This window comes from Hymenobacter jeollabukensis (assembly GCF_005771675.1).
Classification (GTDB): Bacteria; Bacteroidota; Bacteroidia; order Cytophagales; family Hymenobacteraceae; genus Solirubrum; species Solirubrum jeollabukense.
In genome coordinates this window covers 249,789-272,878 of record NZ_VAJM01000003.1, presented here as the reverse complement: position 1 = coordinate 272,878, position 23,090 = coordinate 249,789, and the positions used below count along the sequence as shown (strand labels likewise).

Sequence of the window (23,090 nt, the reverse complement as noted above, 5' to 3'; positions counted from 1 at the left end):
CGTCCAGTAGGTTTGCGGCCTCGTAGAAGGCTGCGCCGCTGGTTGGCGCGGCGTTGCGCTGTTGAACCGTATGTCCGTTGCTTCCTCTCCTGCCCGCCCCGCGCCCCTGCTCATCGGCGCGGCGCTGCTGGCCATTTACCTGATCTGGGGCTCTACCTACCTGGCCACCAAGACGGCGCTGACGGCCTGGCCCCCGCTGCTGCTCTCGGGCCTGCGCTTTCTGGTGGCGGGCAGCGTGCAGTACGCGGCCGTGCGGCTCAGCGGCGGCCCCGGCCCCACCCGGCAGGACTGGGGCCGGGCCGCGGTGGTGGGCTTGTGCCTGCTGCTGTTTGGCAACGGCGGCACCACGTTTTCGCAGCAGTACATTCCCTCGGGCCTGGCCGCCCTGCTGGTGGCCTCGGTGCCGATGTTTCTGGCCGTGCTGGGCTGGCTGAGCGGGGTGTCGCCGCGGCCCACGGCCACGGTGGCGGCGGGGCTGGCCCTGGGCGTGGGCGGACTGTATTTGCTGGCCAGCACCCGCCCGGCGGCGGCGGTGCTCATTCCGGGGCACCCGGTGCTGGGTGTGGCCATCGTGCTGGGCGCCTCCTTTATGTGGTCGGTGGGTTCGTTGGTATCGAAGCAGAAGCCGGTGGGCGGCTCACCCTTCCTGGGCGTGGGCATGCAGATGCTTTGCGGCGGATTTTTCCTGCTGCTGGCCGGGTTGCTGCACGGCGAGGCGGCGCAGTTTCACCTCGGCGGCATCGGCTGGCAGCCTTGGGTGGCCTTCAGCTACCTGGTGGTGTTCGGCTCGTGGATAGCCTTTTCGGCCTACATCTGGCTGCTGCGCACGGTGGAGCCGGCCCTGGCGGGCACCTACGCCTTCGTCAACCCGGTGGTGGCGGTGCTGCTGGGCCAGGCCGTGGGCGGCGAGCCGCTGAATGCGCAGATGGGTGGCGGGGCGGTCCTGATCGTGCTGGCGGTGATGCTGGTGGTGCTCGGTGGCCGCCGCAAGCCGGCCGTGCCCGTCGCCGGTGCGGACGCCGTGCCGACGCGGCGCTGAAGCCCGGCGGGCGCCGGCTCGTACCCGATTTCGTGGGGTTTGTTTGAATTTTCGGTGCCTTCGCCGGAATGGCCTGGAGCGCCGCCGCCGGGCAGCGCACCTTTGCAGCACCAATCGTACTCGCTCCGCTATTCCGCTACCCACACAATTACTGATTACCATTCCGGCCAAAGCCTGACACTGTGCAAGAGGTGTTCCGGGCTTTGGCCGGGCTGTTCCATAGGGGTTTGGTGGGCGCCCGGTGCTCCGGCGGATTGCGTGTATTTTTGAAGTGGTTTGCCCGGTGCTGCTTCGCAGCCGCCCGCTCCGTTTTGCTCCGCCCCCTCGTGCCCACTTTTTTCACCAACCGCCTGCGCGCCTCCGATTACCGCGTCATCGCGCTGTACTGGCTGCTGGCGGCGCCCATCATCGGCTACGGGTACGTGGTGCAGTTCAGCTGGGGGCAGGCCGTGCCGGCCATTCTCTACAACATCGTGCTCGACACGGCGGCCGTGTACGTGCTGGTATTCGTGATTCTGCGGCAGCTGGCCCGCGGGCACCTGCTCCACGGCCTGCTCGCGTTTGTGGGCTTTGCCGTCGGCAGCGGGCTGCTGTACTTTTTCGGCTACGAGCTAATTCTGCGCGACTTCGGCCCGTTCTCTTTTCGGCGCCTGATCTGGGGTATCATGCACCACGCCCAGAGCTACGGCGTGCTCGGCGTGCTGATGATGGGCAAGAGCTACTTCGACGCCCAGCACCGGCTGCTGCGGGTGCAGAAGGCCCAGGCCGAAAGCGAGCTGAAAACCCTGCGCGCCCAGATCGACCCGCACTTTCTGTTCAATAACCTCAACATCCTCTACGCCCTCATTCAGCAGGACCGCGAGGAAGCCAGCCACTTCCTGAGCTGCTTCTCCTCGCTGTACCGCTACCTGATCCGGCACCGCGACGCGGACCTGGTGCCGCTGGCCGAGGAGCTACGCTTCGCCGAGGAATACATCTACCTGCTGCGCCACCGCTTTGGGCAGGCCTACGACTTCCAGACCACGCTGCATGTGGCGGAGGCCGAGCTGCACCAGCGGCTGGTGGTACCCGGCACGCTGCAGGTGCTCATCGAAAACGCCATCAAGCACAACCGCGGCGGCGACGATGTGCCCCTGCTGGTGACCCTGGACGTGCATTCCGACGCCCTGACCGTGCGCAACCGCGTGGCCCCCAAGCGCACCCCGACCGACTCGACGGGCACGGGGCTGCACAACCTGCGCGAGCGGTACCGCCTGCTGGCCGACGCGGAGCTGCTGGTGCAGCGCGACGCGTTTTTTACCGTGACGGTTCCGCTGCTGGCGCAGCAGGCGGTGCCCGCTATTCCCGCTTAGCCTATGAACGTGCTCGTCATCGAAGACGAAGAGCTGTCGGCGCGGCAGCTGGTGCAGTACCTGAACGTGCACGACCCGGCCGCGCAGGTGGTGCAGGTGGTGCGCAGCATTGCCAAGGGCCTGGCCTGGTTTGCCGAAAACCCCATGCCCGACCTGATTTTCTCGGACATCGAGCTGCTCGACGGCAACGTATTCGCCCTCTACCAGCAGGTGCAGGTGACCTGTCCCATCATCTTCGTGACGGCCTACGACCAGTTTCTGCTGCCCGCGTTTCAGGTCAACGGCATTGCCTATCTGCTCAAGCCCTTCACTGCCGAGCAGTTCGGCCATACGCTCGACAAGTACCACCAGCTGCGCCGCAGCCTGACCCCAGCGGCCGGCGGGCTGAGCGCCGAGGTGCTAGCTCAGCTCAGCCAGGCCCTGCGCCCCGCCGCGCCCGCCTACCGGCAGCGCTTCTCGGTACGCCAGCGCAATAGCCTCTACATTCTGCCAGTAGAAGACGTGGTGTACCTGCAGGCCGACGAGGGCGTGGTGTTTGCCATCGACCGGCAGGGCACGCGCTACCCGCTCAGCGGCACGCTCACCGAGCTGGAGCGCCAGCTCGACCCGGCTCAATTCGGCCGCCTCAACCGCTCGGAGCTGGTCAACATCGGCTTCGTGGAGAAGGTAGAGCCCTACTTCAACAACCGCCTGCTGGTGAAGCTGCGCCCCCTACCCGACGTAACGCTGACCACCAGCACCGCCCAGACGCCCGATTTCCGCCGCTGGCTGGAGGGGTAATCAATGAGTGAATGAGCGAGCGAGTGAGTGAGTGATTTGTATGAACGAGAATCACTCATTCACTCACTCGCTCATTCACTATTGCCTCGGCTGGTGGCTGCCGAGCACGGCTTTGCCGGTGGCCACGGTCAGCACATCTTCCAGCAGGCCCACCCAGGGCTCTTTCAGCGGGGTGCGCTGGGTGGTGAGTTTGCGCAGGTAGAGCGCGGCGAAGGAGCCGGCCACGGCGCCCAGTCCACCCACGGTGGCGCCCTTGAGCAGGCTGCCCCGGTTAGTTTTATAGAGCACCGCCCCGATGAGAGCCCCCGACAGGGCGCGGCCGGCCAGCACGGGCGGCGCGGTGCGGTCGGGCATGTTGGGCAGTTTGTCGCTGGCCATTTCGGCGCCGGCCAAAGCTTTCAGAGTGTTGGCCGCGGCGGGCGTTTGCAGCCAGCTCAGGGCCGAGTGGGCGAGGCGGCCTGAGGGATGGTGGCGCAGGGCGCTGCTGAGCAGGGCCGGGGCCGTCATGGAGCGCATGCCGGCCACGGCGCCGAGGCCGAGGGTTTGCCAAAAGGGCGAGGAAGAAGCCATCGTGAAAAGGCGGCTGAATGAACCGCCGCGGAAGCTTACGGGCATCGGGGCCGCAGGGTGAAGCCGGGGCGAAAAATGCGGGTACCGGAGTCGAAGCCGGTGGCGTTGCGTAGCTTCACCGCAGCGTTATTTGCGCCGCTTGTTTATGCTTTGTCGTCCGTTTTTCCCGCTGCGCCTGCTGCTGGTGCCGCTGCTCGTGGCGGGTTCCTGCCAGATGCCGAAATCGACCACCCAACCCGCGGCCACCACCCCGCCCCCTGCCCCGGCTGGGCCCGTGTGGCAATCGGCCGCCTACACCGTGTACCGCGACTCCGTGGTGCAGGGTCCATACGTGGCCCGCGCCCGCTCGCGCACCGAGCTGACCTCGAACTACCAGAGCCCGGCCAACGCCTTCCAGAGCCCGCGGGTGAGCTTTAAGTTCAGCCTCAACGGCAAGGACAACGAAATGCCGCCCGGCCAGGACCACGTATTTGTAGCCCTGCCGCGCGCCGGGGCCGCGGGGCTGGAAACGCCGCTCATCGTATTCGGCCGGCAGTACGTGGGCCCCGCGCCGGTGCCGCCCGAAACCTACCTGGCGCCCAACACACCGCTCAAGATCCGTCTGGACCTGCGCCCGGTGCTGGCCGCGTTCAAGCAGCAGGGCTATTACCAGCTCTACAACGGGCAGAAGCTGTACCAGCAGGACCTGAAACACGTGCTGGTGGCCGGCAACACCGCCCCGCTGAGCTGGGACTTCGACAACCTCATCAACAAGCCCGGGCTGGAATTGACTGACCCCGACGGGAACGGCATCTACGAAACCACCGTGGTGCTCAACGCCCACGACGCGCAGAAAACTACCGCCCAAAGCTGGAAAGCCAGCCTCGACGTGCGCGACCTGCCGCAGTATCACTCCGATTATCCGCTCTTCGACGCGCTCTACAACCTGGCCCTGGAAGAAGCCCGGCGCGCCGTGGAGCCCGACGGTACCTTCCGCACCGGGCAGGAGTGGGCGGGCGTCTGGACGCGCGACATCAGCTACTCGATCATTCTGGCCCAGGCCGCCATTCAGCCCGAAGTGGCCAAAACCAGCCTGCTACGCAAGGTATCGGCCGACGGCCGCATCATCCAGGACACCGGCACCGGCGGCGCTTACCCCTGCTCCACCGACCGCATGATCTGGGCCGTGGCCGCCTGGGAAGTCTACCTCAGCACCGGCGACGAGGCCTGGCTGCGCCGGGTGTACCCCATCGTGCGGAAGTCCATTGAGGAGGACATGCAGAACGACATCTACGACCAACGCCGCAGCGGTCTGGTGCACGGCGAAACGTCGTTTCTGGACTGGCGCGAGCAAACGTACCCGAAGTGGATGCAGCCGGTGGACATCTACCAGTCGACTTCCCTGAGCACGACGGTAGTCCATGCGCAGGCTAATTTTGTGTTGGCCCAGATGGCGAAGCGTCTGGAGCCAGCATCAGACAGCTCCCCTGGGTCGTCGATAGACTGGATGGCGTACCAGCGCGGCGTCTACGGGCGACGCGGTATCCAGGCATTTTTCTGGCAGGAACAGCGCGGAGCCTTCGCGGCGTACCGATACGGCCGCACCTCCGTGCTCTATGAACTGCTGCCGGCGCCGCGCACCGAAGCCCTAGGTACGGCCCTGGCGGTGCTGTACAACATGGTCAAACAGCCGCAGCAGGTCATTGCCAACATGCCCGTCATGGACTTCGGCATTCCGTACGTGTACCCGCAGACGCCGGGCATCCCGCCCTACCACAACAACGCTGTGTGGCCCTTCGTGCAGAGCTTCTGGGGACTGGCCGCCGCCAAAGCCGGCAACGAAACGGCCTTTATGGAAAGCGTGGCCGCCGTGAGCCGGCCGGCGGCGCTGTTTCTGACCAATAAGGAAAACTTCGTGGCCTCCAACGGCGACTACGCCGGCACCCAGGTCAACAGCAGCAACATGCTCTGGAGCCTCTCCGGTGCGCTGGGCTTGGTGTACAAGGGTCTGTTCGGCCTGCGCTACGACGTGGCCGGGCTGACCTTCGAGCCCTTCGTGCCCCAGGCGCTACGGGGCACCCGCCGCCTCACCAATTTCCATTACCGCCAGGCCACGCTGGATATCGAGCTGACCGGCTTCGGTAATAAAATCCGCAGCATCACGTTGGACGGCCAACCCTTACCCGACGCCCGCCTGCCCGCCGCTACCACCGGCCCGCACGCCGTCCGCATCGAGCTGACCAGTGAGCCGCTGCCGCCCTCCACGCAGCACAAAGTGCCCCACCACGTGGCGCCGATGACGCCGGAGGTGCGCTACGCGGCCGGCCGCCTCAGCTGGGCGCCGGTGGCCGGCGCCAAGGCCTACCAGGTGCTGCTGAACGGACAATTTGCGGCCCGCACCACCGAACCAGAGTTCGTGGTGCCCAAGCCCACGGCCTACGCCGCGTACCAGGTGGTGGCCGTGGATGCTGCGGGCTTTGAGGGCTTTGCCTCCGAGCCGCTGCCGGTGGAGGCCGAGCCTTTCCGGCGCTACGTGCAGCTGGAAACGGCCGCCAAAAAGTCGACCAAGCCCTATAAGGGCTACACGGGCAAGGGCTTCGTGGAAATCAGCCGCACCGTGAACCGGGAGCTGACCTTCCAGGTAGACCTGCCGGCGGCGGGCTCCTTCGCGCTGGATTTTCGCTACGCCAACGGCAACGGCCCCATCAACACCAGCAACAAATGCGCCCTGCGCACCCTCTACCGCAATGACCGCGCCCTGGGCCTGGTAGTGCTGCCCCAGCGCGGCGTGGACGAATGGTCGGACTGGGGCTATTCCAACCCCATCCAGGTAAGCCTGCCCAAAGGCCGCAGCACTTTCACGCTGCGCTTCGATGCGGCCAACGAAAACATGAACGGCGAAATAAATCAGGCCATGCTCGACCATTTGCGCCTGACGCGCCTGCCTTAGCGCGGCGACGCGCCCGTTACCACCCAAAAATGGCCCGGCTGCTCCAGTTGGGCCGTTTTTGTTTACCGGTTATTGACTTCGCGCCCGATTTATTTCCTTGCAATTAACACTGATAATCAAGGATAAATGACAACAATCATTTGGCCGTGCAATCGATTGCGCTATCTTAGCCCAACCTGTTCCTCACCGCGGCCGTATCTCGGTCCCCAGCTCATTCGCTCTATGACAAACGCTCCAGCCTCTGCTCTTACCGACATCACGCGGGAAGCCGACGTGAAAACGCTCGTCGATACGTTCTGCGAGAAGGTCAATCAGGATGAAGTGCTCAGCCCCGCCTTCAACGCGGTGGCCCGCGTACACTGGCCGCATCACCTCTTCACGCTCTACAACTTCTGGAGCACCGCCCTCTTCGGGCCCAAAACCGGCCGCCAGTCCGCCGCGTCCAGCGACCTGGGCCTGCCGCTGGAAGGCCCCAACTGCCGCCGCTGGCAAAACCTGTTCGACGCCGCCGTGCGCGAAAATTTCGCCGGCCCCAAAGCCGAAGAAGCCCGCCACAAAGTCCTGAACCTGGGCGCCCTGCTCGACGCCTCGTTCCCGAGCCGGAATACCACGCTGACGGTTTCGTAAACAGCTTCGGCCGGGCATTTTCCTTCCCACGGCGCCCGCCAGATACCAGGTAATGCGGATATTGGGGTACCATTTCGGTCCCCGTATCCGCATTGCTATTTTGACTCCTCCCGATTCCGCCTACCGGGCTGCCGCCACCGCCCGGCGGCGCCTGCTTGATACCGGCCTGCGCCTCTTTGCCGAGCGCGGCTACCACCAGGTAACCGTGGCCGATATTGCCGCTGCGGCCGGGCAGCCGCTGGCCGAGGCTTACCGTTTTTTCGGCTCGAAAACCGACTTCGTACTCGGCCTCTACCAGCGCATCCACGACGAGCTGGAAGCCCGCGCCGCCGACCTACCCGCCGCCCCGCTGGCCGAGCGGTTCCGGGCGCTGCTGCAACTGAAGCTCCGCCTGCTGGCCCCGCACCGCCCTACCCTGCGCGCCCTGGCCGCCTCCCTCATCGATGCCGAGGCGCCCGCCGGCGTGCTCAGCCCCGACACCGAAAGCATTCGTCTGCGCGGACTGGCGTTGTTCGAGGCCGTGGTGCAGGGTGCCGCCGATGCCCCTGCGCCCGAGGTGCAGCCGGCCCTGGTCCGCTCGCTTTACGCCGCGCACTGGGGCGTGCTGCTGCTGGCCCTGCTCGACCGCAGCCCCGACGGCGCGGCCACGCAGCAGGCCCTCGACCTCATCAGCGCCGGCCTGAGCGTGGCTGCGCCGCAACTGGGTAGCCTGCTCGCGCCGCTGCTCCTTGGCCAAGTCAGCCAGGTGGTCGAGCAGTTCCTGCAGCTGACTCCGGCTGATTTCGACCAAGCCCGGCAAGTGATAAAGCTGATTATGCGGCACCGCAAAGTGCTGGAGGGCGACGAGGCCACGAATTCGGAGGGCTGCGCCGCCGAGCCCTGCGCGCAGTGCCTGGGCCTGCACCTGCCGCGGCTGCAGTACTTCATCAGTCAGGGCCAGCCAATTCATCTGATTCTGCCGGCCTTCCCGGCCAAGTCGCCGAACCGGCAGAAGGTGCTGGGCCCGCTGCCCGACCTGGGCGAGGAAATTGCGCTGACCACTTTGCAAAGTCTCTGCGACGACATCCGGCAGGTGTACGCGCCCGGCGCGCGCCTGAGCATCTGCGCCGACGGCCGGGTGTTTGCCGACCTGGTGCAGGTCAGCGACGAGGAAGTGTCAGCCTACAACCACGCCCTGAAGCAGCTCATCGAGCGTCTCGGCACCCGCGACCTGGACGTGGTCAACCTGGAAGACCTCATCGAAACCACCGACTTTGACGCGGCCCGGCAGTGGATAACGGCGGAGTACGCCGAGCCGCTGGCCGAATTGCAGCAGCGGGTGCGCGAATCGGCCAGCCAGCGGGCCATGTTCAACGGCATTCACCGCTTCGTGGCCGAGGACGGGCAGGCCTTGGCGCCGGAGAAGAGCAAAAGCCGGGTAAAGGAGGAAAGCAAGGCGGTGGCTTACGAGGTCATTCGGCGCAGCAACGCCTGGACGCGGCTGCTGGCCCAGGAGTTTCCGCACGCGCTGCGCCTGAGCATCCACCCCCAGCACCCACACGCCGATAAAATCGGCCTGCGCATCACCCGCGCTGTGGACAACTGGCTCACGCCCTGGCACGGCGTGGTGCTGCTCCGCCCCAACGACTACCTGCTGATGAAGCGGCAGCAGGCCGAGGCGCTGGGCGCCACGCTGGTGGCGCAGGACGGCCGGCCGAGCCATTTCGTGACGCGGCCGGAATCTTGAACCTCGTGGCCAAATACTGCACGGAATATCCAGCCAGAGCGCCGCATCTTGCTGGCCGGTAATACCCGCGTTGGCTTACCGCTCCGGCAGCAGCACGCGAGCTTGGCTACACCGACCTTCGGGTCCTCGGCTTCGCTCGGAATGACGTCCTGCTTTTTTCCGCTATACCGCCTTACCTATGTCCACCTACCTCCTCGAACCCCAACAGCCCTTCGGCCTGCTCGTGCACGCCGCCGAACCCGGCCGCACCATTGCCGATATTCCCGCCGCGCAGATCGAAAGCTGGGTGCAAGAGCACCGCATCCTGATTTTCCGCGGGTTCGAGCTGTTCGACAAGCCGCAGTTTGCCCTCTACGCCCAGCAGCTCGGGGAGCCGCTGCAGTGGCCGTTCGGGGCCATCAACGAGCTGAAGGTGAAGGCCGATGCCAAGAACTACCTCTACACCCCGGCCGCCGTGCCCCTGCACTGGGACGGCGCCTTTGTGGGCCGCATTCCGTACCTGATTTTCTTTCAGTGCCTGCTGGCCCCGCGGCCCGAGGACCACGGCGGCACCACTTTCGCTGACACCACCCGCGCCCTGGCCCGCGCCCAACCCGCGCAGCGGCGGCGTTGGGAAAAAGCCACCCTGCGTTACCGCACCGAGAAAATCGTGCACTACGGCGGCGTCATCACCCAGCGGCTGGTGCAGCCCCACCCCGTTACGGGCGAGCCGACCATGCGCTTCGCCGAGCCGGTGCACGACCTGAACCCGGTATCGGTGGAGGTGCTGGGCGCCTCGGCCGACGAGCAGGCCGCCCTGATTCAGGAATTGCAGACGGCCCTGTACGCGCCCGAGGTGTTCTACACCCACCGCTGGCAGAGCGGCGACATCGTGCTGGCCGACAACCACGCGCTGCTGCACGGCCGGGAGGCGTTTTTGCAGGCCAACGAGCGGCACATTCAGCGCATTAATCTACTGGCCCGGCCCCAGGACGGCGGGCTGCGGCGCTTCCTCAAGAACAGCAAAGCCCTGCGCCGCACCGAGTTTCTGCTGGCCGAAATTCCGATTTTCGTCATTCCCATCCTGCTCAGCGCCGAGGACCGAAGCTTCCTGCGCCGGCCGGAGCTGTACGTGGGTCTGGGCGGCATCTACCTGCTGTTCAACTTCGGCGACCTAGTCAACGCCTACGCCGACCGCCGCCTCGACGCCATCTACAAAAGCCACCTGTCCAACGCCATTTTCGAGCTGGGCGAGGCCGGGGTGCGCTGGCAGATGCGGGCCTCGGTGGCGGGCACGGTGCTCATCAGCCTCTGGCTCACGCGCCGCACCGGGCGCTGGCAGTTCGTGCCGCTCACCGTCATCGGCTGGGCGCTGGGCTTCCAGTACTCGTGGAAGCCGCTGCACTTCAAGTCGCGGGGGCTGTGGCAGCTGCCGGCGCTGTGGGCCGTGCTGTTCTTCGGGCCGATGGCCTACACCGGCAGCCTCGTTACGCACTTCCCGCGCCGTCCGGTTCTCACCCTGGCCGCTGCCTACGGCCTGCTGCAGATGGCCGTCATCCTGCTCAACAACGCGGAGGACTACACCGAGGACCAGGCCGCCGGCATCGAGACGATGGTGGTAGCCCTGGGCCTGCACCGCAGCCTGCGCCTGGCCCAGACGGCCGTGGTGGGCGCCGGGGCGGTGGTGCTGGGCTCCTTCGTGCACCTGTACCGCAGCGAAAAAATGCCCCGGGCTGCGTACCTGGGCCTGCTGCCGCTGGTCGGCGCGCTGGTGCACGTCACGCGGGGCTACGCGGCCATCAATCGGCAGATTGCGCCCAAAGACGAGCCGGCCGCTACCACCGTGCTCAAGGAAAACGGCATGAAAGTACCGCAGTGGCTGAATGCTACGGCCTACACCAGCCTGCTGGCCGCGGGCGTGCTGTTTGCCGTGCGGATGCTGCGGAACCGCAAAAAGCAAGCTGCGCTATGAGTAGCCTCACCGATAAAACAGCGGCCGAAGTCTACGACTGCGCCATCGTCGGCGGGGGCGTGGCGGGCCTGACGCTGGCCATTCAGCTGGCGCAGTCGGGCCGCCGGGTGGTGCTGTTCGAGAAGGAAACCTACCCCTTCCACCGGGTGTGCGGCGAGTACATTTCGATGGAGAACTACGACTTCCTGTGCCGCCTCGGGGTGCCGCTGGCCGAGATGAACCTGCCGGTGATGACGCGCTTCACCCTCTCGTCGCCCAGCGGCGTGGCTCTGCACCACCGGCTCGATATCGGCGGCGTGGGCATCACCCGCTACGAGCTGGACCCGCTGCTGGCCCGGCTGGCCGCCCGGCACGGGGCCAGCATCCACGAGGGCACCAAGGTCACCGACGTGACGTTTGCCGACGAGCAGTTTATCCTCACCACCAGCACCGGCTCCACTTTCCGGGCCCGGACCGTGTGCGGCGCCTGGGGCAAGCACGCCAACCTCGACGGCAAGCTCAAGCGGCCCTTCCTGGCCGAAAGCCGGCAGGGCCGGCAGTTCGTGGCCGTGAAGTACCACCTGCAGCTCGACTACTTTCCCGCCGCCACGGTGGAAATGCACAACTTCCGCGACGGGTACTGCGGCCTCTCGCCCCTGCCCGGCGGCCTCACCAACTGCAGCTACATCAGCGACCTGCGCAACCTGCGGGCCCACGGCAACAGCGTGGCCGAGATGGAGCGGCAGGTGCTCATGCAAAACCCGCTGCTGCGCCCTTACATCGAGGCGGCCCAGCGCGGCGACTTCACGCCCGTGGTTATTTCCCAGATAACCTTCCGGGAGCGGTCCACCGTCGACCAGCACGTGCTGATGCTCGGCGACGCGGCCGGCACCATTGCCCCGCTCTGCGGCAACGGCATGAGCATGGGCATGAACGCGGGCTTCCTGCTCCACCCGCTGCTGCTCGACTTCCTGGCCGGCCGTATCTCGCGCGCCGCGCTGGAAGAGCAGTACACGCAGCAGTGGCGGCAGCTGCTGAGGTTGCGCATCACCGCCGGCCGCCTGATTCACCAGGTTTTCGGTCAGCCCCAGTTGACTTCCGCCGGCATCCAGGTGCTGCGGCGCCTGCCCTTCCTAACAGACTTCATTCTGAAGCAAACCCACGGCCAAGCTTACTAAACCAGCCTCAACGCCAAACGACGCGCCCAGCGCCCGGTCTACCCAAATCCGGGGCTGAGCGCGTCGTTGGCGCAGGGCGGCAGCGGGGCCGCCGGAGCAGGAAAAAGGAGCGCGGCGGGTTGGGACGCCGCGCCATGAGACTAGAGCGTGCCGGCCTGCACCCGCAGCACCTCCCGGGCCGTGGCCAGGTTGGTATCGTGGGCGCTGACGGCGAGGTAAATGAACTTGCGCCCCCCGTCGGCGAGGCGCATCAGGTGCAGCTGATTCGAGAGCGAAATCAGGATGTCCTCGATGTGCTCGTCGATGAGGTTGAGGGCCGTGAGGGCCTTCTGCTTCTGGCGCACCACTTCCGCGTTGAAGGCCGCGGCGGTGGCCGGGGCAATGTCGGCGGAGTTGGAATGAGCGGCCAGGCTGGTGCCCGTGCGGGCATCCACCACGGCCACGGCCAGCAGCTCGGGCAACGCGGCCAGCACCTGCTGCACTACCTCGCCGGCCGTGACTTCCGCCTGCTGGGCGGCCACGCGGGCATGTTTGGTAGCGGTTTTCTTACGATACGACTTGGGTTTCACGGAGTAAGCGTTAGGCCCGGGCGCGTCGCGGCGGCGGGCTAGAAAAGAAACCAGCGGCGCTGCTTGGCGCGGGGCGACAGGGTTACGTTGGCCGGGGCCGCGTTCTGCACCTGCAGCTCCTGGTCGTGGTAGCCACCGTAGCCGTACACCAGCGTCTGCTGGCCGGCGGGCACGCGCATGGCGTAGCTGCCCGAGGCATCGGTGCTCACGCCGAAGCGCGTGCCCTTCTGCAGCACGGTAGCGCCCACCAGGGGCTGACCATCCTGACCCAGAATGCGGCCTTTCACCGTCACCATGCGAATGGCGCTGGCAGCGTCGGCAGTGGCCGGGGCCACCAGCTCGACGGTTTCGGCCGTGGGCAGGTTGTCGGTCGGCAGGTTGTTGTTGGGCAGATTGGTGCCGGCAAACACCATCCCGCCCACCAGGGCGGCGCAGGTTACCAGCCCGGCGGCGCGGCGGCGGAAGCGCGCCGGCTCGGCCTGAATGTGCCGAATCTGGCGGCCAACCCAGCCCGGCGCGGCCACCTCGGCCTCGGGCTGAATCTGGTGCCAGCGGGTGAGCGTGTCGTGGGCCTGGTCGGCGTCGCGGCGCAGGTAAGCCTCCACGGCGCGGGCCGAAGCCGGGCTCAAATCACCGCGCAGGTAGGCGTCGCGGTACACGGGCAGCAGGTCGCCCGTTTGCGGATCAAAAGGAGAAGCGGTTAGTCTCATGTGAGAAATTGGAATGGAGAAAGGGTAGAATACAGTATCTGACTGCTGCCTCCACCCGCTCCACCCACCGCCGGGCAGCTCAGGCTTCGCAGGTGCGCAGCACGTCGCGGGCAATGCCCAGGTTGGTGTCGCGGCAGTCCACCGCCACGTAGAGCACGCGCCGGCCGTCGGCCAGCACGCGCAGCAGGTGCAGCTGGGTGCGCAGCGTAATGAGAATATCCTCCAGCGCCTCGTCGGGCTGGCCCAGGGCGGCCAGGGCCAGCCGCTGCTGCCGCACCACCTCGGCGTTGAAGCCGGCCACCTTGCCGGGGTTCAGCTCGCGGGCCGTGGTGTAGCTGGCCAGCAGCTGCCCGCCCTCGATGCGCACCACCGCGGCGGCCAGCAGCTCGGGCAAGCCGCTCAGCACGCGGTGCAGCACGCCTTCGGCAGCGTGGCGCTCGGCGCTGGCGGGGCCGGCACCCACCACCTGGTGCAGCGCGGGGCCGGTTAGCTTCTGGAGAAAAGGAATGTTCATGCAGCCTCGCGTTCGGCCCCGGGCGGGGCAGTCATTCGGGCCGCCGGCACGGTGGGCAAGCGCCACCGGGTAGTCCGCCACAGCTGATGCTTCAGCCACCGCAGACTACCCGAGCGTCGCCGCTTGCGTGCGGCAGTTATGTGAGCTGGTAGAGGTCAGGAAGGGTATTCGGAGCGCACCGCGGTGGTCGGCCGGCCCTGCGCAGGCACCGGCCGAGGCACCGTTGGTATTAGTTGAGGGCGGCCGAGTGGCTGCGCAGCACTTCGCGGGCAATGGCCAGGTTGGTGTCGCGCTGGTTCACCACCAGGTAGATGAACTTGTTGCCCGTGTTGTTCAGCTTGATCAGGTGCAGCTGGTTCGAGAGCGTGATGAGGATATCCTCGATGATTTCGCCGGTCAGCTTCAGGGCCGACATAGCCTTCTGCTTCTGCTTCACCACTTCCGTGTTGTAGGCGGCGGCGGTGTCGGGGTTGATGTTGGGCGAGTTGGTGTGCGAGGCCAGCGACATGCCGGAAGTCACGTCCACCACGGCAATAGCCATCAGGGTGGGCAGCTCGTCGATGACGTTCTGGACGATTTTGCCAGCGGGGTTGTTTACGGAGTAAGCCATTGGGGAGGGAACTGTTTATGTGAGGGTTTGTGAAGTCAACTTTTGCAAATTCAATTTTATCAAGCTTTAAGACTGGCTGGTGGCCGGGTAGGCTGCTTGCGGCGCTGGCTGCGCTCCTTTGCCGCAAGCGAGCTTTACACCCGGCGTGAACCACCTATCAATCAGCCGATTTGCTTTTACAAAACTCCTGCAAACAGTCGCCTAAAAAAATGACCGCCGTCAATTTCGTTTTTGATTCTCATCAAAAACTAGCTTTTCATGAATCCAAAATAGTCCTACTTGCGTAGCTGTCAAGTTGCTTAAACGCCAACGGGCGCCCCGTTTCCGGAGCGCCCGTTGCTATTGGGTATCAAGCACATTCGACCGCGGCAGTTGAGCCCCGCCCGCCGACGCTGCCCTTAATCGTACTGCGTCGAAATCTGCGTCAGCGTGGCGGCGTTCAGGATGGTGATTTTGCTGCCCTTGGTGGCAATCAGGCCTTCTTCCTTGAACTCCGACACCAGCCGGCTGGCCGTTTCGGTAGCCGTGCCGATGAGCGAGGCCAAATCCTCACGCGAGATGGGAATAGCGCAGTTGCCGGAATCGACGCAGAAGGTGCGGTGCAGCAGCAGCAGGGCCCCGGCCAGCCGCTCGCGCACGGGCTTATAAGTCATGTGCAGCATGCGCGTTTCCGTCTCGTTGAGCGAGTCGGTGAGGTGGCGCAGCAGGGCGCGGGTAAACTGCGTGTTCTGCTCCATCAAACTCAGCACGTCGGTGCGAGGCACCATGCACACCACGCAGTCTTCCAGGGCCACGGCCGAGCAGGCGTAGGGCGCGTCGCTCATCAGGGCCCGAAAGCCCATAGTGTCGCCCTCGCGGGTGAAGCGCATGATCTGGGCTTTGCCGTCGCCGCCGGTCTTGGTCATCTTCACCTTGCCCTCGAAGATGCAATAGAGGCTATTGAGCCGGCTGCCTTCGCGGAAAATCACCTGCCCTTTCTGGTAGGTCTGAAAGGTTTTGGTGGTCGACACCAGGTTCAGTTCGGCCAGTTGGCAGCAGCCAAGCAACGACTGCTGACGGCGCGGGCAATCCTGGCAGTTGGTGGGCGCGAGAGAGGGTACTTGTTTCATCAATAGGTGGCATCATCGGCCGGGGTCCGGAACAGTTGTTGGTCCGAGCCACCGACTTCTAATAAGGGTGGGTAGGTGGCAGTCAGCGCTCCGCCTCAATGGGTAAAATGCTTGCTGACAACCGGCGGTATACAATTTTGCGGCCGTGCACTGCCCTGCGTGCCAACACTTCGCACCGATAATTACAACTACCTTGACAGCCTGACCTTTAACCTGATTTTAACCCGAAAAAAATTACGCAAATCCGTTTCTACCCCTGCGCAGCGCCTGCTACTTATTCCCATAACGGTATAAACGCGGATTGAGCCTTTCCCAAAACCGGACAACGTTTGAACATCAGCCAGCCCGGCTTCACTTCGCCGTGCAATGCAAACGGCCCCGTTCTCCGATGAGAACGGGGCCGTTATTTTTTAGCGTACTGCCACGCTTACACGCCCAGCAGCAGGCGCATCGGGTCTTCGAGCAGCTCCTTCACGCGCACCAGGAACGACACCGACTCGCGGCCGTCGATGATGCGGTGGTCGTAGCTCAGCGCCAGGTACATCATCGGGCGGATGACCACCTGCCCGTTTTCGGCGATGGGACGCTGCACGATGTTGTGCATGCCCAGGATGGCCGACTGCGGGGCATTGATGATCGGGGTGCTCATCATGGAGCCGAACACGCCGCCGTTGGTGATGGTGAACGTGCCGCCGGTCATCTGCTCGATGGTGAGCTTATTGTCGCGGGCCAGGCCGGCGAGGCGGGCAATTTCCTTCTCGATGCCGTCGAAGCTGAGCTGCTCGGCGTTGCGAATCACCGGCACCACCAGCCCTTTCGGCGCCGATACGGCAATGCTGATGTCGCAGAAGTCGTTGTACACGATGTCGGTGCCGTCGATCTGGGCATTCACGGCCGGCCACTCCTGCAGGGCCACGCACACGGCCTTGGTGAAGAACGACATGAAGCCCAGGCCCACGCCCTTCTTCTCCTTAAACTTGTCCTTGAACTTGTTGCGCAGGTCCATGATGGGCTGCATGTTCACCTCGTTGAAGGTGGTGAGCATGGCCGTTTCGTTCTTCACCGCCACCAGGCGGCGGGCCACCGTCTTGCGCAGGTTCGACATCCGCTCCCGGCGCTGATTTCTGTTGCCAGTTGCCGGTTGCGAGTTGTCAGTTTGCGGTGCAGCAGCCGGCTTCGCGGCCGGAACAGCCGCCGGGGCCGGGGCTGCAGCAGCTTGCGGCTGGGCCTTCAGCGCATCTTCCTTGGTGATGCGCCCGTCGCGGCCCGTGCCCTGCACGCCACCCGCGTTGATGCCTTTCTCTTCGAGAATCTTGCCAGCGGCCGGCGAAGGCACGCCCGATGCGTAGGTAGCCGAGCTGCTGGTGGCCGCCTGGGCCGCCGGAGCGGCCGCCGCAGCCTGGGCCGGAGCCGCCGCGGGGGCAGCCGCCGGAGCACCGGCACCCGCGCCTTCGATGCGGGCAATAACGGCGCCGATGCCGATGGTTTCGCCTTCCTGGGCCACGTGGCGCAGGATGCCGGCCGCTTCGGAGGGCAGCTCAAACGTGGCTTTGTCCGATTCCAGCTCGGCAATGACCTCGTCCTGGGCCACCTGGGCGCCGTCGGGCTTCAGCCACTTGGCCACCGTCACCTCGGTGATGGACTCACCCACGGCCGGAATCTTCATTTCCTTGGTTTCGCCGCTGCCAGCAGCGGGTGCGGCGGCCGGAGCAGCCGGCGTACCCGAAGCCGCGCCGCCGGCGGGCGTGCCGCCGTAGCCGGCCTGGTCGCTGGCCTTGGGGTTTTCCTCACCTTTGCTGACGGGGTCAGCCTTGGGAGCTTCAGCTTTCGGGGCCTCAGCCGCCGGAGCCGCTGCGCCGTCGCCGCCGATTTCGGCAATGACGGTACCGATGCCGATGGTTTCGCCCTCGGCCACACGGATTTTCAGCGTGCCGTCGCCCTCGGCGGGCAGCTCAAACGTGGCCTTGTCCGATTCCAGCTCGGCAATGACTTCGTCGCGCTTTACGGCCTCGCCGTCTTTCTTGAGCCACTTGGCGATGGTGACTTCGGTGATGGATTCGCCGACGGCGGGTATTTTGATTTCCAGAGCCATGTACTAGCTGGTGGGAATGATGTCGATGGTGGGAAATTAGAAAGCGGAAGCGGAATGTAGCGCTGCCGGCTCGGCAGGTGTCATTCAACGATTGTGGTAGTACGACTCAGAGTCGTACTACCACTTCGGGCTTAGTCCTGCTTCTTGGCTACTTCGGCCGTGGCTTTGATGTTCTTATCGGCCACGGCGGCCGTGGGCAGCTCAAAGGCGCGGGCCACAATCTGCTTCTGCTCCTGCACGTGCACCTTGTTGTAGCCGGTGGCGGGCGAAGCGGAGGGCTTGCGGGCTACCACGTCGGCCAGCTCGCGGCGCATGTAGCGGAGCATGAAGTTCCAGTAGCCCATGTTTTCGGGCTCTTCCTGCACCCACACCAGTTCGGCCTTCGGGTACTTCTTCAGCTCCTCGGCCAGCTGGGTCTGCGGGAAAGGGTGCAGCTGCTCCAGGCGCACGATGGCCACGTCCTTGCGCTCCGACTTGGTTTGCTCCTCGAGCAGGTCGAAGTACACCTTGCCCGAGCACAGCAGTACGCGCTTCACTTTCTTCGCGTCGGCGTAGGTGTCGCCGAGCACTTCGCGGAAGGTGCCGCTGGTGAATTCGTCCACCGGCGACACGCACAGCGGGTGGCGCAGCAGGGACTTCGGCGACATCACCACGCAGGGCTTGCGGAACGACCACACCAACTGCCGGCGCAACAAATGGAAGAAGTTGGCCGGCGTGGTGATGTTGGCCACCACCATGTTGTTTTCGGCCGCCAATTGCAGGAACCGCTCGGGGCGGGCGTTGGAGTGCTCCGGGCCCTGGCCTTCGTAGCCGTGGGGCAGCTGCATCACCAAGCCGTTCATGCGCTGCCACTTGCTTTCCGAGGAGGCAATGAACTGGTCAATCATCGTCTGGGCGCCGTTGGCGAAGTCGCCGAACTGGGCTTCCCAGATAACCAGCGCCGTGGGATTGGCCATGGCGTAGCCGAATTCGAAACCGAGCACCGCGTACTCGCTCAGCAGCGAGTTGTAGATGCGCAGCTCCTCCGGCTGTCCGCCCTCGATGTGGTTCAGCGGGGTGTACGGGGCCGAGGTAACGGCGTCGTGCAGGACGGCGTGGCGGTGCGAGAAGGTGCCGCGCTGCACGTCCTGGCCGCTCACGCGCACGATGTGGTTTTCGAGCAGCAGCGAGCCGTAGGCCAGCTGTTCGCCAGCGGCCCAGTTGAGCACCCGCGTCTCGAAGAACATCTTGTTGCGCTCCTTCAGCAGGTTTTCAATCTGCTTGATGGGCTTGAAGCCTTCCGGAATGCTGGTCAGCGCCTTGGCCACTTTCTGCACCACTTCCTCGCTGATACCCGTTTCCGGCGACTTGGCGAAGTCCTCGTTGGTGGAGCGGCGCAGGCTGCGCCACTCGTTTTCCAGCGGCTGGTACTTGTAGGGCAGCGGCTGCTGCTTCACCAGGTCGAGGCGGGCCTGCAGCAGGTCGCGGAACTCGCGGTCCATCTGGTTGGCCAGCTCCTTGTCCACGTCGCCGCGCTGCACCAAGGTCGCGTTGTACACCTCGCGCGGGTTCTGGTGCTTCGAGATGATGTTGTAGAGCGCCGGCTGGGTGAATTTCGGCTCGTCCGACTCGTTGTGGCCGTGGCGGCGGTAGCACACCATATCGATGAAGATATCGGCGTGGAACTGCTGGCGGTACTCGGTCGCCAGCTGCACCGCAAACACGACGGCCTCGGGGTCGTCGCCGTTCACGTGCACCACCGGCGCATCGATGATTTTGGCCAGGTCAGTCGAATAAATCGACGAACGGGCGTCCTCGAAGTCGGTGGTGAAGCCCACCTGGTTGTTGATGACGAAGTGCAGGGTGCCGCCGGTCTTGTAGCCTTCCAGCTGCGACATCTGCGTTACCTCGTACCCGATGCCCTGCCCGGCCACGGCCGCGTCGCCGTGAATCAGGATGGGCATGATTTTCTTGAAGTCGCCGCCGTACTGGTGGTCCAGCTTGGCGCGCACGAAGCCTTCCACCACCGGGTTCACCGCCTCCAGGTGGGAGGGGTTCGGGGCCAGCTTCAGGTTCACTTTCTTGCCGCCGGCCGCGTCCACTTCCGACGAGTAGCCCATGTGGTACTTCACGTCGCCGTCGCCCATGGTCAGGTCCGGCACGGCCGTCCCCTCGAATTCCGAGAAGATCTGCTCGTAGGTCTTGCCCATGATGTTGGCCAGCACGTTCAGGCGGCCGCGGTGTGCCATCCCGATCATGACTTCCTCCACGCCCAGCTCGGCGCCCTTCTGAATGATGGCGTCCAGCGCGGGAATGGTGGTTTCGCCGCCTTCCAGCGAGAAGCGCTTCTGGCCCAGAAACTTCGTGTGCAGGAAGTTCTCGAACACCACCGCCTCGTTGAGCTTGCTCAGGATGCGCTTTTTGTACTCCACACCGGGGTTGAAGCTCAGCGAGTCTTTCTCCACCTTGGTGCGGAACCAATCGAGCACCTGCGGGTCGCGGATGTACATATACTCGAACCCAATGGTCCGCGTGTAAATCTTCTGCAGCGCGTCGATGATGTCGCGCAGCTTGGCGCCGCTGCCGAGGCCCAGCAGCTCGCCGTTCTTGAAGCTCGTGTCCAGGTCGGCGTCGCTCAGGCCGAAGTCGGCCAGGCTCAGGCGAGCCTGCCGGTCTTTCCGCTCGCGCACCGGGTTGGTGCGGGCCACCAGGTGGCCGCGGCTGCGGTAGGCGTGGATGAGGTTGCGCACCGCCGTTTCCTTGTCGGCCGAAACCGAGTCAGAAGGGCCGATGGCCGTCGTGCCGATGGTAGAGGCCGATGTGGTCAGCACCCCGGTGCCGGTAGCTTGCTCAGCGCCCTCTTCGGGGTAGGTCTGCGAGAAGTCGAAGCCCTCAAAAAACTTGCGCCAGCCGAAGTCTACCGATTCCGGGTCAGCCTTGTAGGCCTGGTACAGCTGGTCGATGTAGTCGCCATGCGCGTTGGCGATATAGGAGTATGCGTCCATGTAAACGGCTATGGTGGGAAGGCAAATGTAAGGTGTATTCAGCTAAGCACAAATCTACATTCGCATACACGAATAGACTTGTTTTTCAACACGTAATACAACACCCCAACAATGCCGATTGTTAGCCAAACCGCTTTAAGCAAGCAGTAATCTGCAAGAAAAGAATTTTAGCTAACGCATCGGCCCGCCCAAAGTTGAGCGGGCCGTTGGCGGGACCGTGGTGGAGTGTTCCTATTTGGGCAGCTGCATCTTGAACAGGCGGTAGGGCTGGTTCTGCTTGCCCACGCCCTTATTCCAGGTCGGCGTCTTGTGAATGGCCGAAGCCGTGACGTACAAAGTGTTGTCGGGTGTCAGGAAGTAGGTATCGGGCCACTGCAGGCGTGCGTCCTTGGCCAGCGTTTCGATCTTACCGTCAGGTGTGCGGCGCACCACCGCGTTCTGCTCGATGGCAGTGATGTACACGTTGTTGTTGGCGTCGATTTCCAGCCCGTCACAGGCCGGGGTTTTGCCCAGGTTTTCGACTTGGGCGCCCAACTGCTGCTCACTCAGTGATGCGTTGCGCAAAGCTGCCGTCGGGATGCGGTAGAGCGTGTAGCCCGTCACGGCGTGGTAATAGAGGTGCTTGTTGTCGCGGCTGAGGGCAATGCCGTCGGAGTGCAGCTTGGCGGGCTTGCCCATCGGGTCGAGCATGGGGTTGCCTTCCACGTTCAGCTTTATGTCTTCGGCCTTTACTGACGGGTGGTTGGTCAGCACGCGGCGGGCTTTTTGGGTCTTCAAATCAACCACCACCAGACCGCCCTGGCTGGATTCGGTGATGTAGGCGTAGTTGTTATCCAGGTCGATGCGCACGTCGTTCAGGTAGGACTTGCGCGGGGCCACTGCCTGGTCGAACCGAATGGTCTGCACCACTTGGTTGGTCTTGGGGTCGATTTTGACCAGCTTGGGGCCACCGGGCACGGTGTACTTCAGACCAGGCGCGGCGGGGTCCAGCACCCAGAGCATGCCGCTCCTATCCACAGTAGCCGCCTGCGGGCTGATCCAGTGCTTCTCCGGCTCGGTGCGCACCGAGTCGTTCCAGGTGCACCACTTGGCGTCGGGGTAGGGCTGCACGGAGTTGTCGGGGCCGAGGATGGCAATGGGGTTGACGGGGTTGTAGTCCCAGCGCGGCGAGACGAGTAGCACCCGCTGGTCGGGCAGCACGGCCACGCCTACAAACTGCGGTTCACGCAGTTCGCCAACGAGTTGCAGCGGCGAATCGGCCGGCGCTTGGGGGGCAGCGGCAGCGGCGGACGCGGAGTCAGCCGGCGCATTTGAATCGGTTGTCGTACCTTTGTCGGCCCCGGAGTTGCAGCCGGCTAGTGCCGCCGCGAGTAGCATGGGCAGCAGGACAGCCTGGGTGTTGTTGGCGAAGTATCGCATAGCAAGGGGGTTTGGGTTTGGGTAGAAAGGCCTTGGCGCTGGCTTCCGCAGCCCAATGACCTACCCTACTACGCTGGTTGCATCCTGGCGTTTGATGTTATTAGCCGCCTGCTTTGGCGGGTGCGCAGCTCGTCACTAACCTTTCCAGCAAGCGGCCGTTTAACGACTTCTTTTTGGCTGCTGGCTGCGCCAAAACGGCTTTTATATAATTTATACCATAAAAATTATTGCTTAAAACCAGTAATTATTTACCTTGACCAACTCCGAACCCGGTAAGTCAGGCCAAACGGGCCTCCTTCATTCATATGATTCCCGACCGCGTGACGGCCGGACCTTAACCGCCCCAGGTGAAAGAGGGCGTGCACGAACCCAAACGTCATGTCTATAGCGCTTTTTCTGCTTTACCTTTTCCTCCCCACCCCTGCTCCTTCCGTTCCCCGGCACTTGCCCACCGCGCACCTGGCGCCGCGTGTGGCCGCAGTGAAGCCCGCGCCAGCCCCCGAGGCGGTAGCTTATCATCCACCCAAGAAGCTACCGACTTACCACGTAACGGCCACCGTTTATATGGCCGTAGCCGGGCAAACCGATGACGAACCGTTCGTCACGGCCGACAACTCCCGCATTTCGCCCCACCAAACCCATAAAAGCCGCTGGGCCGCCCTTTCGCGCGACCTGCTGAAACACTGGGGCGGCCCCTTCAATTACGGCGACTCGGTGCGTATAAGCGGCATTTCGCCGCAGCTCGACGGCGTATACATTATCCATGATACCATGGCCCGGCGCCACAAGCACTGCTTCGACGTGCTCGTGGGAGCTAAAGAAGCGCACCTGTCCGATATGTGGCACAACGTGCGCCTGACGCCGGTACCCGCCCGCCCCGCTCCCCAGCCGGAGTGGCAGGCCGGTTAAGCAGCCACGCTTTTCTTTCTTCGCTAACCCACCAGCCGCTAAG

The 23,090-nt window shown here is 64.5% G+C and carries 18 protein-coding genes; 9 read left to right on the top strand and 9 right to left on the bottom strand.

Going from position 1 to position 23,090, the window contains the following annotated elements; translation table 11 throughout:
- Positions 1-70 precede the first annotated feature (70 nt).
- The 3 genes from FDY95_RS08635 to FDY95_RS08625 all read left to right on the top strand — a co-directional run bounded on the left by FDY95_RS08635 (position 71) and on the right by FDY95_RS08625 (position 3,171).
- The gene (locus FDY95_RS08635) at positions 71-1,039 is read left to right on the top strand and encodes an EamA family transporter (RefSeq protein WP_138076770.1); all 969 of its coding nucleotides are present in this window, start codon (positions 71-73) and stop codon (positions 1,037-1,039) included.
- Between the two features lie 326 nt (positions 1,040-1,365).
- Positions 1,366-2,391, top strand: coding sequence for a sensor histidine kinase (locus tag FDY95_RS08630; RefSeq protein ID WP_138076767.1), 1,026 nt, complete (start codon positions 1,366-1,368; stop codon positions 2,389-2,391).
- A 3-nt stretch (positions 2,392-2,394) separates the two neighbouring features.
- Complete coding sequence (locus FDY95_RS08625) at positions 2,395-3,171, top strand: LytR/AlgR family response regulator transcription factor (protein WP_138076764.1); 777 nt, start codon at positions 2,395-2,397, stop codon at positions 3,169-3,171.
- A 78-nt stretch (positions 3,172-3,249) separates the two neighbouring features.
- On the opposite strand, the gene FDY95_RS08620 is transcribed toward FDY95_RS08625, so the two are convergent.
- Positions 3,250-3,741 carry a DUF4126 family protein gene (locus FDY95_RS08620; protein ID WP_171025597.1) on the bottom strand — a complete coding sequence of 164 codons (492 nt, stop codon included), beginning with the start codon at positions 3,739-3,741 and terminating at the stop codon, positions 3,250-3,252.
- 145 nt (positions 3,742-3,886) lie between these two features.
- Here FDY95_RS08620 and FDY95_RS08615 point away from each other — a divergent pair, with 145 nt between their 5' ends.
- The 5 genes from FDY95_RS08615 (at position 3,887) to FDY95_RS08595 (ending at position 12,131) form a co-directional block, all read left to right on the top strand.
- Positions 3,887-6,670 carry a glycogen debranching protein gene (locus tag FDY95_RS08615; RefSeq protein ID WP_138076759.1) on the top strand — a complete coding sequence of 928 codons (2,784 nt, stop codon included), beginning with the start codon at positions 3,887-3,889 and terminating at the stop codon, positions 6,668-6,670.
- Positions 6,671-6,892: 222 nt separating this feature from the next.
- Positions 6,893-7,297, top strand: coding sequence for a group III truncated hemoglobin (locus FDY95_RS08610; protein ID WP_138076756.1), 405 nt, complete (start codon positions 6,893-6,895; stop codon positions 7,295-7,297).
- Positions 7,298-7,397: 100 nt separating this feature from the next.
- On the top strand, positions 7,398-9,023 hold the full coding sequence (locus FDY95_RS08605) for an L-tyrosine/L-tryptophan isonitrile synthase family protein (RefSeq protein WP_171025596.1): 1,626 nt from the start codon (positions 7,398-7,400) through the stop codon (positions 9,021-9,023).
- A 178-nt stretch (positions 9,024-9,201) separates the two neighbouring features.
- Positions 9,202-10,974: a TauD/TfdA family dioxygenase gene (locus FDY95_RS08600; RefSeq protein WP_138076750.1), complete on the top strand. Its 1,773-nt coding sequence runs from the start codon at positions 9,202-9,204 to the stop codon at positions 10,972-10,974.
- Positions 10,971-12,131 carry an NAD(P)/FAD-dependent oxidoreductase gene (locus FDY95_RS08595; RefSeq protein WP_138076747.1) on the top strand — a complete coding sequence of 387 codons (1,161 nt, stop codon included), beginning with the start codon at positions 10,971-10,973 and terminating at the stop codon, positions 12,129-12,131. The genes FDY95_RS08600 and FDY95_RS08595 overlap by 4 nt, the downstream gene beginning before the upstream one ends.
- 140 nt (positions 12,132-12,271) lie before the next feature.
- Here the strand turns inward: FDY95_RS08595 and FDY95_RS08590 are convergent, their stop codons facing one another.
- From FDY95_RS08590 to FDY95_RS08555, 8 genes are all read right to left on the bottom strand, one after another.
- Positions 12,272-12,700 (bottom strand): hypothetical protein, encoded by a 429-nt coding sequence (locus FDY95_RS08590; RefSeq protein ID WP_246073965.1) that lies wholly within the window; start codon positions 12,698-12,700, stop codon positions 12,272-12,274.
- A gap of 38 nt (positions 12,701-12,738) precedes the next feature.
- The gene (locus FDY95_RS08585; RefSeq protein WP_138076744.1) at positions 12,739-13,410 is read right to left on the bottom strand and encodes a carboxypeptidase-like regulatory domain-containing protein; all 672 of its coding nucleotides are present in this window, start codon (positions 13,408-13,410) and stop codon (positions 12,739-12,741) included.
- 79 nt (positions 13,411-13,489) lie between these two features.
- Complete coding sequence (locus FDY95_RS08580) at positions 13,490-13,924, bottom strand: hypothetical protein (RefSeq protein ID WP_138076742.1); 435 nt, start codon at positions 13,922-13,924, stop codon at positions 13,490-13,492.
- A 229-nt stretch (positions 13,925-14,153) separates the two neighbouring features.
- The gene (locus FDY95_RS08575) at positions 14,154-14,534 is read right to left on the bottom strand and encodes a hypothetical protein (RefSeq protein ID WP_138076739.1); all 381 of its coding nucleotides are present in this window, start codon (positions 14,532-14,534) and stop codon (positions 14,154-14,156) included.
- Between the two features lie 398 nt (positions 14,535-14,932).
- Complete coding sequence (locus FDY95_RS08570) at positions 14,933-15,643, bottom strand: Crp/Fnr family transcriptional regulator (RefSeq protein WP_138076736.1); 711 nt, start codon at positions 15,641-15,643, stop codon at positions 14,933-14,935.
- 427 nt (positions 15,644-16,070) lie between these two features.
- The gene (gene odhB / locus FDY95_RS08565; RefSeq protein WP_138076733.1) at positions 16,071-17,735 is read right to left on the bottom strand and encodes a 2-oxoglutarate dehydrogenase complex dihydrolipoyllysine-residue succinyltransferase; all 1,665 of its coding nucleotides are present in this window, start codon (positions 17,733-17,735) and stop codon (positions 16,071-16,073) included.
- A 131-nt stretch (positions 17,736-17,866) separates the two neighbouring features.
- Positions 17,867-20,719: a 2-oxoglutarate dehydrogenase E1 component gene (locus tag FDY95_RS08560; protein ID WP_138076730.1), complete on the bottom strand. Its 2,853-nt coding sequence runs from the start codon at positions 20,717-20,719 to the stop codon at positions 17,867-17,869.
- Positions 20,720-20,950: 231 nt separating this feature from the next.
- A complete protein-coding gene (locus tag FDY95_RS08555) occupies positions 20,951-22,138 on the bottom strand; it encodes an L-dopachrome tautomerase-related protein (protein WP_138076728.1) in 1,188 nt (395 codons plus the stop codon).
- 444 nt (positions 22,139-22,582) lie between these two features.
- Between FDY95_RS08555 and FDY95_RS08550 the strand changes: the two genes are divergently transcribed.
- Positions 22,583-23,047 (top strand): RlpA-like double-psi beta-barrel domain-containing protein, encoded by a 465-nt coding sequence (locus FDY95_RS08550; protein WP_138076725.1) that lies wholly within the window; start codon positions 22,583-22,585, stop codon positions 23,045-23,047.
- Positions 23,048-23,090: the final 43 nt, after the last annotated feature.

Excerpts from the sequence above, each read along its gene's own strand:
- FDY95_RS08635 (WP_138076770.1), top strand. The coding sequence starts at position 71 with ATGTCCGTTGCTTCCTCTCCTGCCCGCCCCGCGCCCCTGCTCATCGGC.
- FDY95_RS08625 (WP_138076764.1), top strand. The coding sequence starts at position 2,395 with ATGAACGTGCTCGTCATCGAAGACGAAGAGCTGTCGGCGCGGCAGCTG.
- FDY95_RS08620 (WP_171025597.1), bottom strand. The coding sequence starts at position 3,741 with ATGGCTTCTTCCTCGCCCTTTTGGCAAACCCTCGGCCTCGGCGCCGTG.
- FDY95_RS08615 (WP_138076759.1), top strand. The coding sequence starts at position 3,887 with ATGCTTTGTCGTCCGTTTTTCCCGCTGCGCCTGCTGCTGGTGCCGCTG.
- FDY95_RS08610 (WP_138076756.1), top strand. The coding sequence starts at position 6,893 with ATGACAAACGCTCCAGCCTCTGCTCTTACCGACATCACGCGGGAAGCC.
- FDY95_RS08600 (WP_138076750.1), top strand. The coding sequence starts at position 9,202 with ATGTCCACCTACCTCCTCGAACCCCAACAGCCCTTCGGCCTGCTCGTG.
- FDY95_RS08595 (WP_138076747.1), top strand. The coding sequence starts at position 10,971 with ATGAGTAGCCTCACCGATAAAACAGCGGCCGAAGTCTACGACTGCGCC.
- FDY95_RS08585 (WP_138076744.1), bottom strand. The coding sequence starts at position 13,410 with ATGAGACTAACCGCTTCTCCTTTTGATCCGCAAACGGGCGACCTGCTG.
- FDY95_RS08580 (WP_138076742.1), bottom strand. The coding sequence starts at position 13,924 with ATGAACATTCCTTTTCTCCAGAAGCTAACCGGCCCCGCGCTGCACCAG.
- FDY95_RS08575 (WP_138076739.1), bottom strand. The coding sequence starts at position 14,534 with ATGGCTTACTCCGTAAACAACCCCGCTGGCAAAATCGTCCAGAACGTC.
- FDY95_RS08570 (WP_138076736.1), bottom strand. The coding sequence starts at position 15,643 with ATGAAACAAGTACCCTCTCTCGCGCCCACCAACTGCCAGGATTGCCCG.
- odhB (WP_138076733.1), bottom strand. The coding sequence starts at position 17,735 with ATGGCTCTGGAAATCAAAATACCCGCCGTCGGCGAATCCATCACCGAA.
- FDY95_RS08560 (WP_138076730.1), bottom strand. The coding sequence starts at position 20,719 with ATGGACGCATACTCCTATATCGCCAACGCGCATGGCGACTACATCGAC.
- FDY95_RS08555 (WP_138076728.1), bottom strand. The coding sequence starts at position 22,138 with ATGCGATACTTCGCCAACAACACCCAGGCTGTCCTGCTGCCCATGCTA.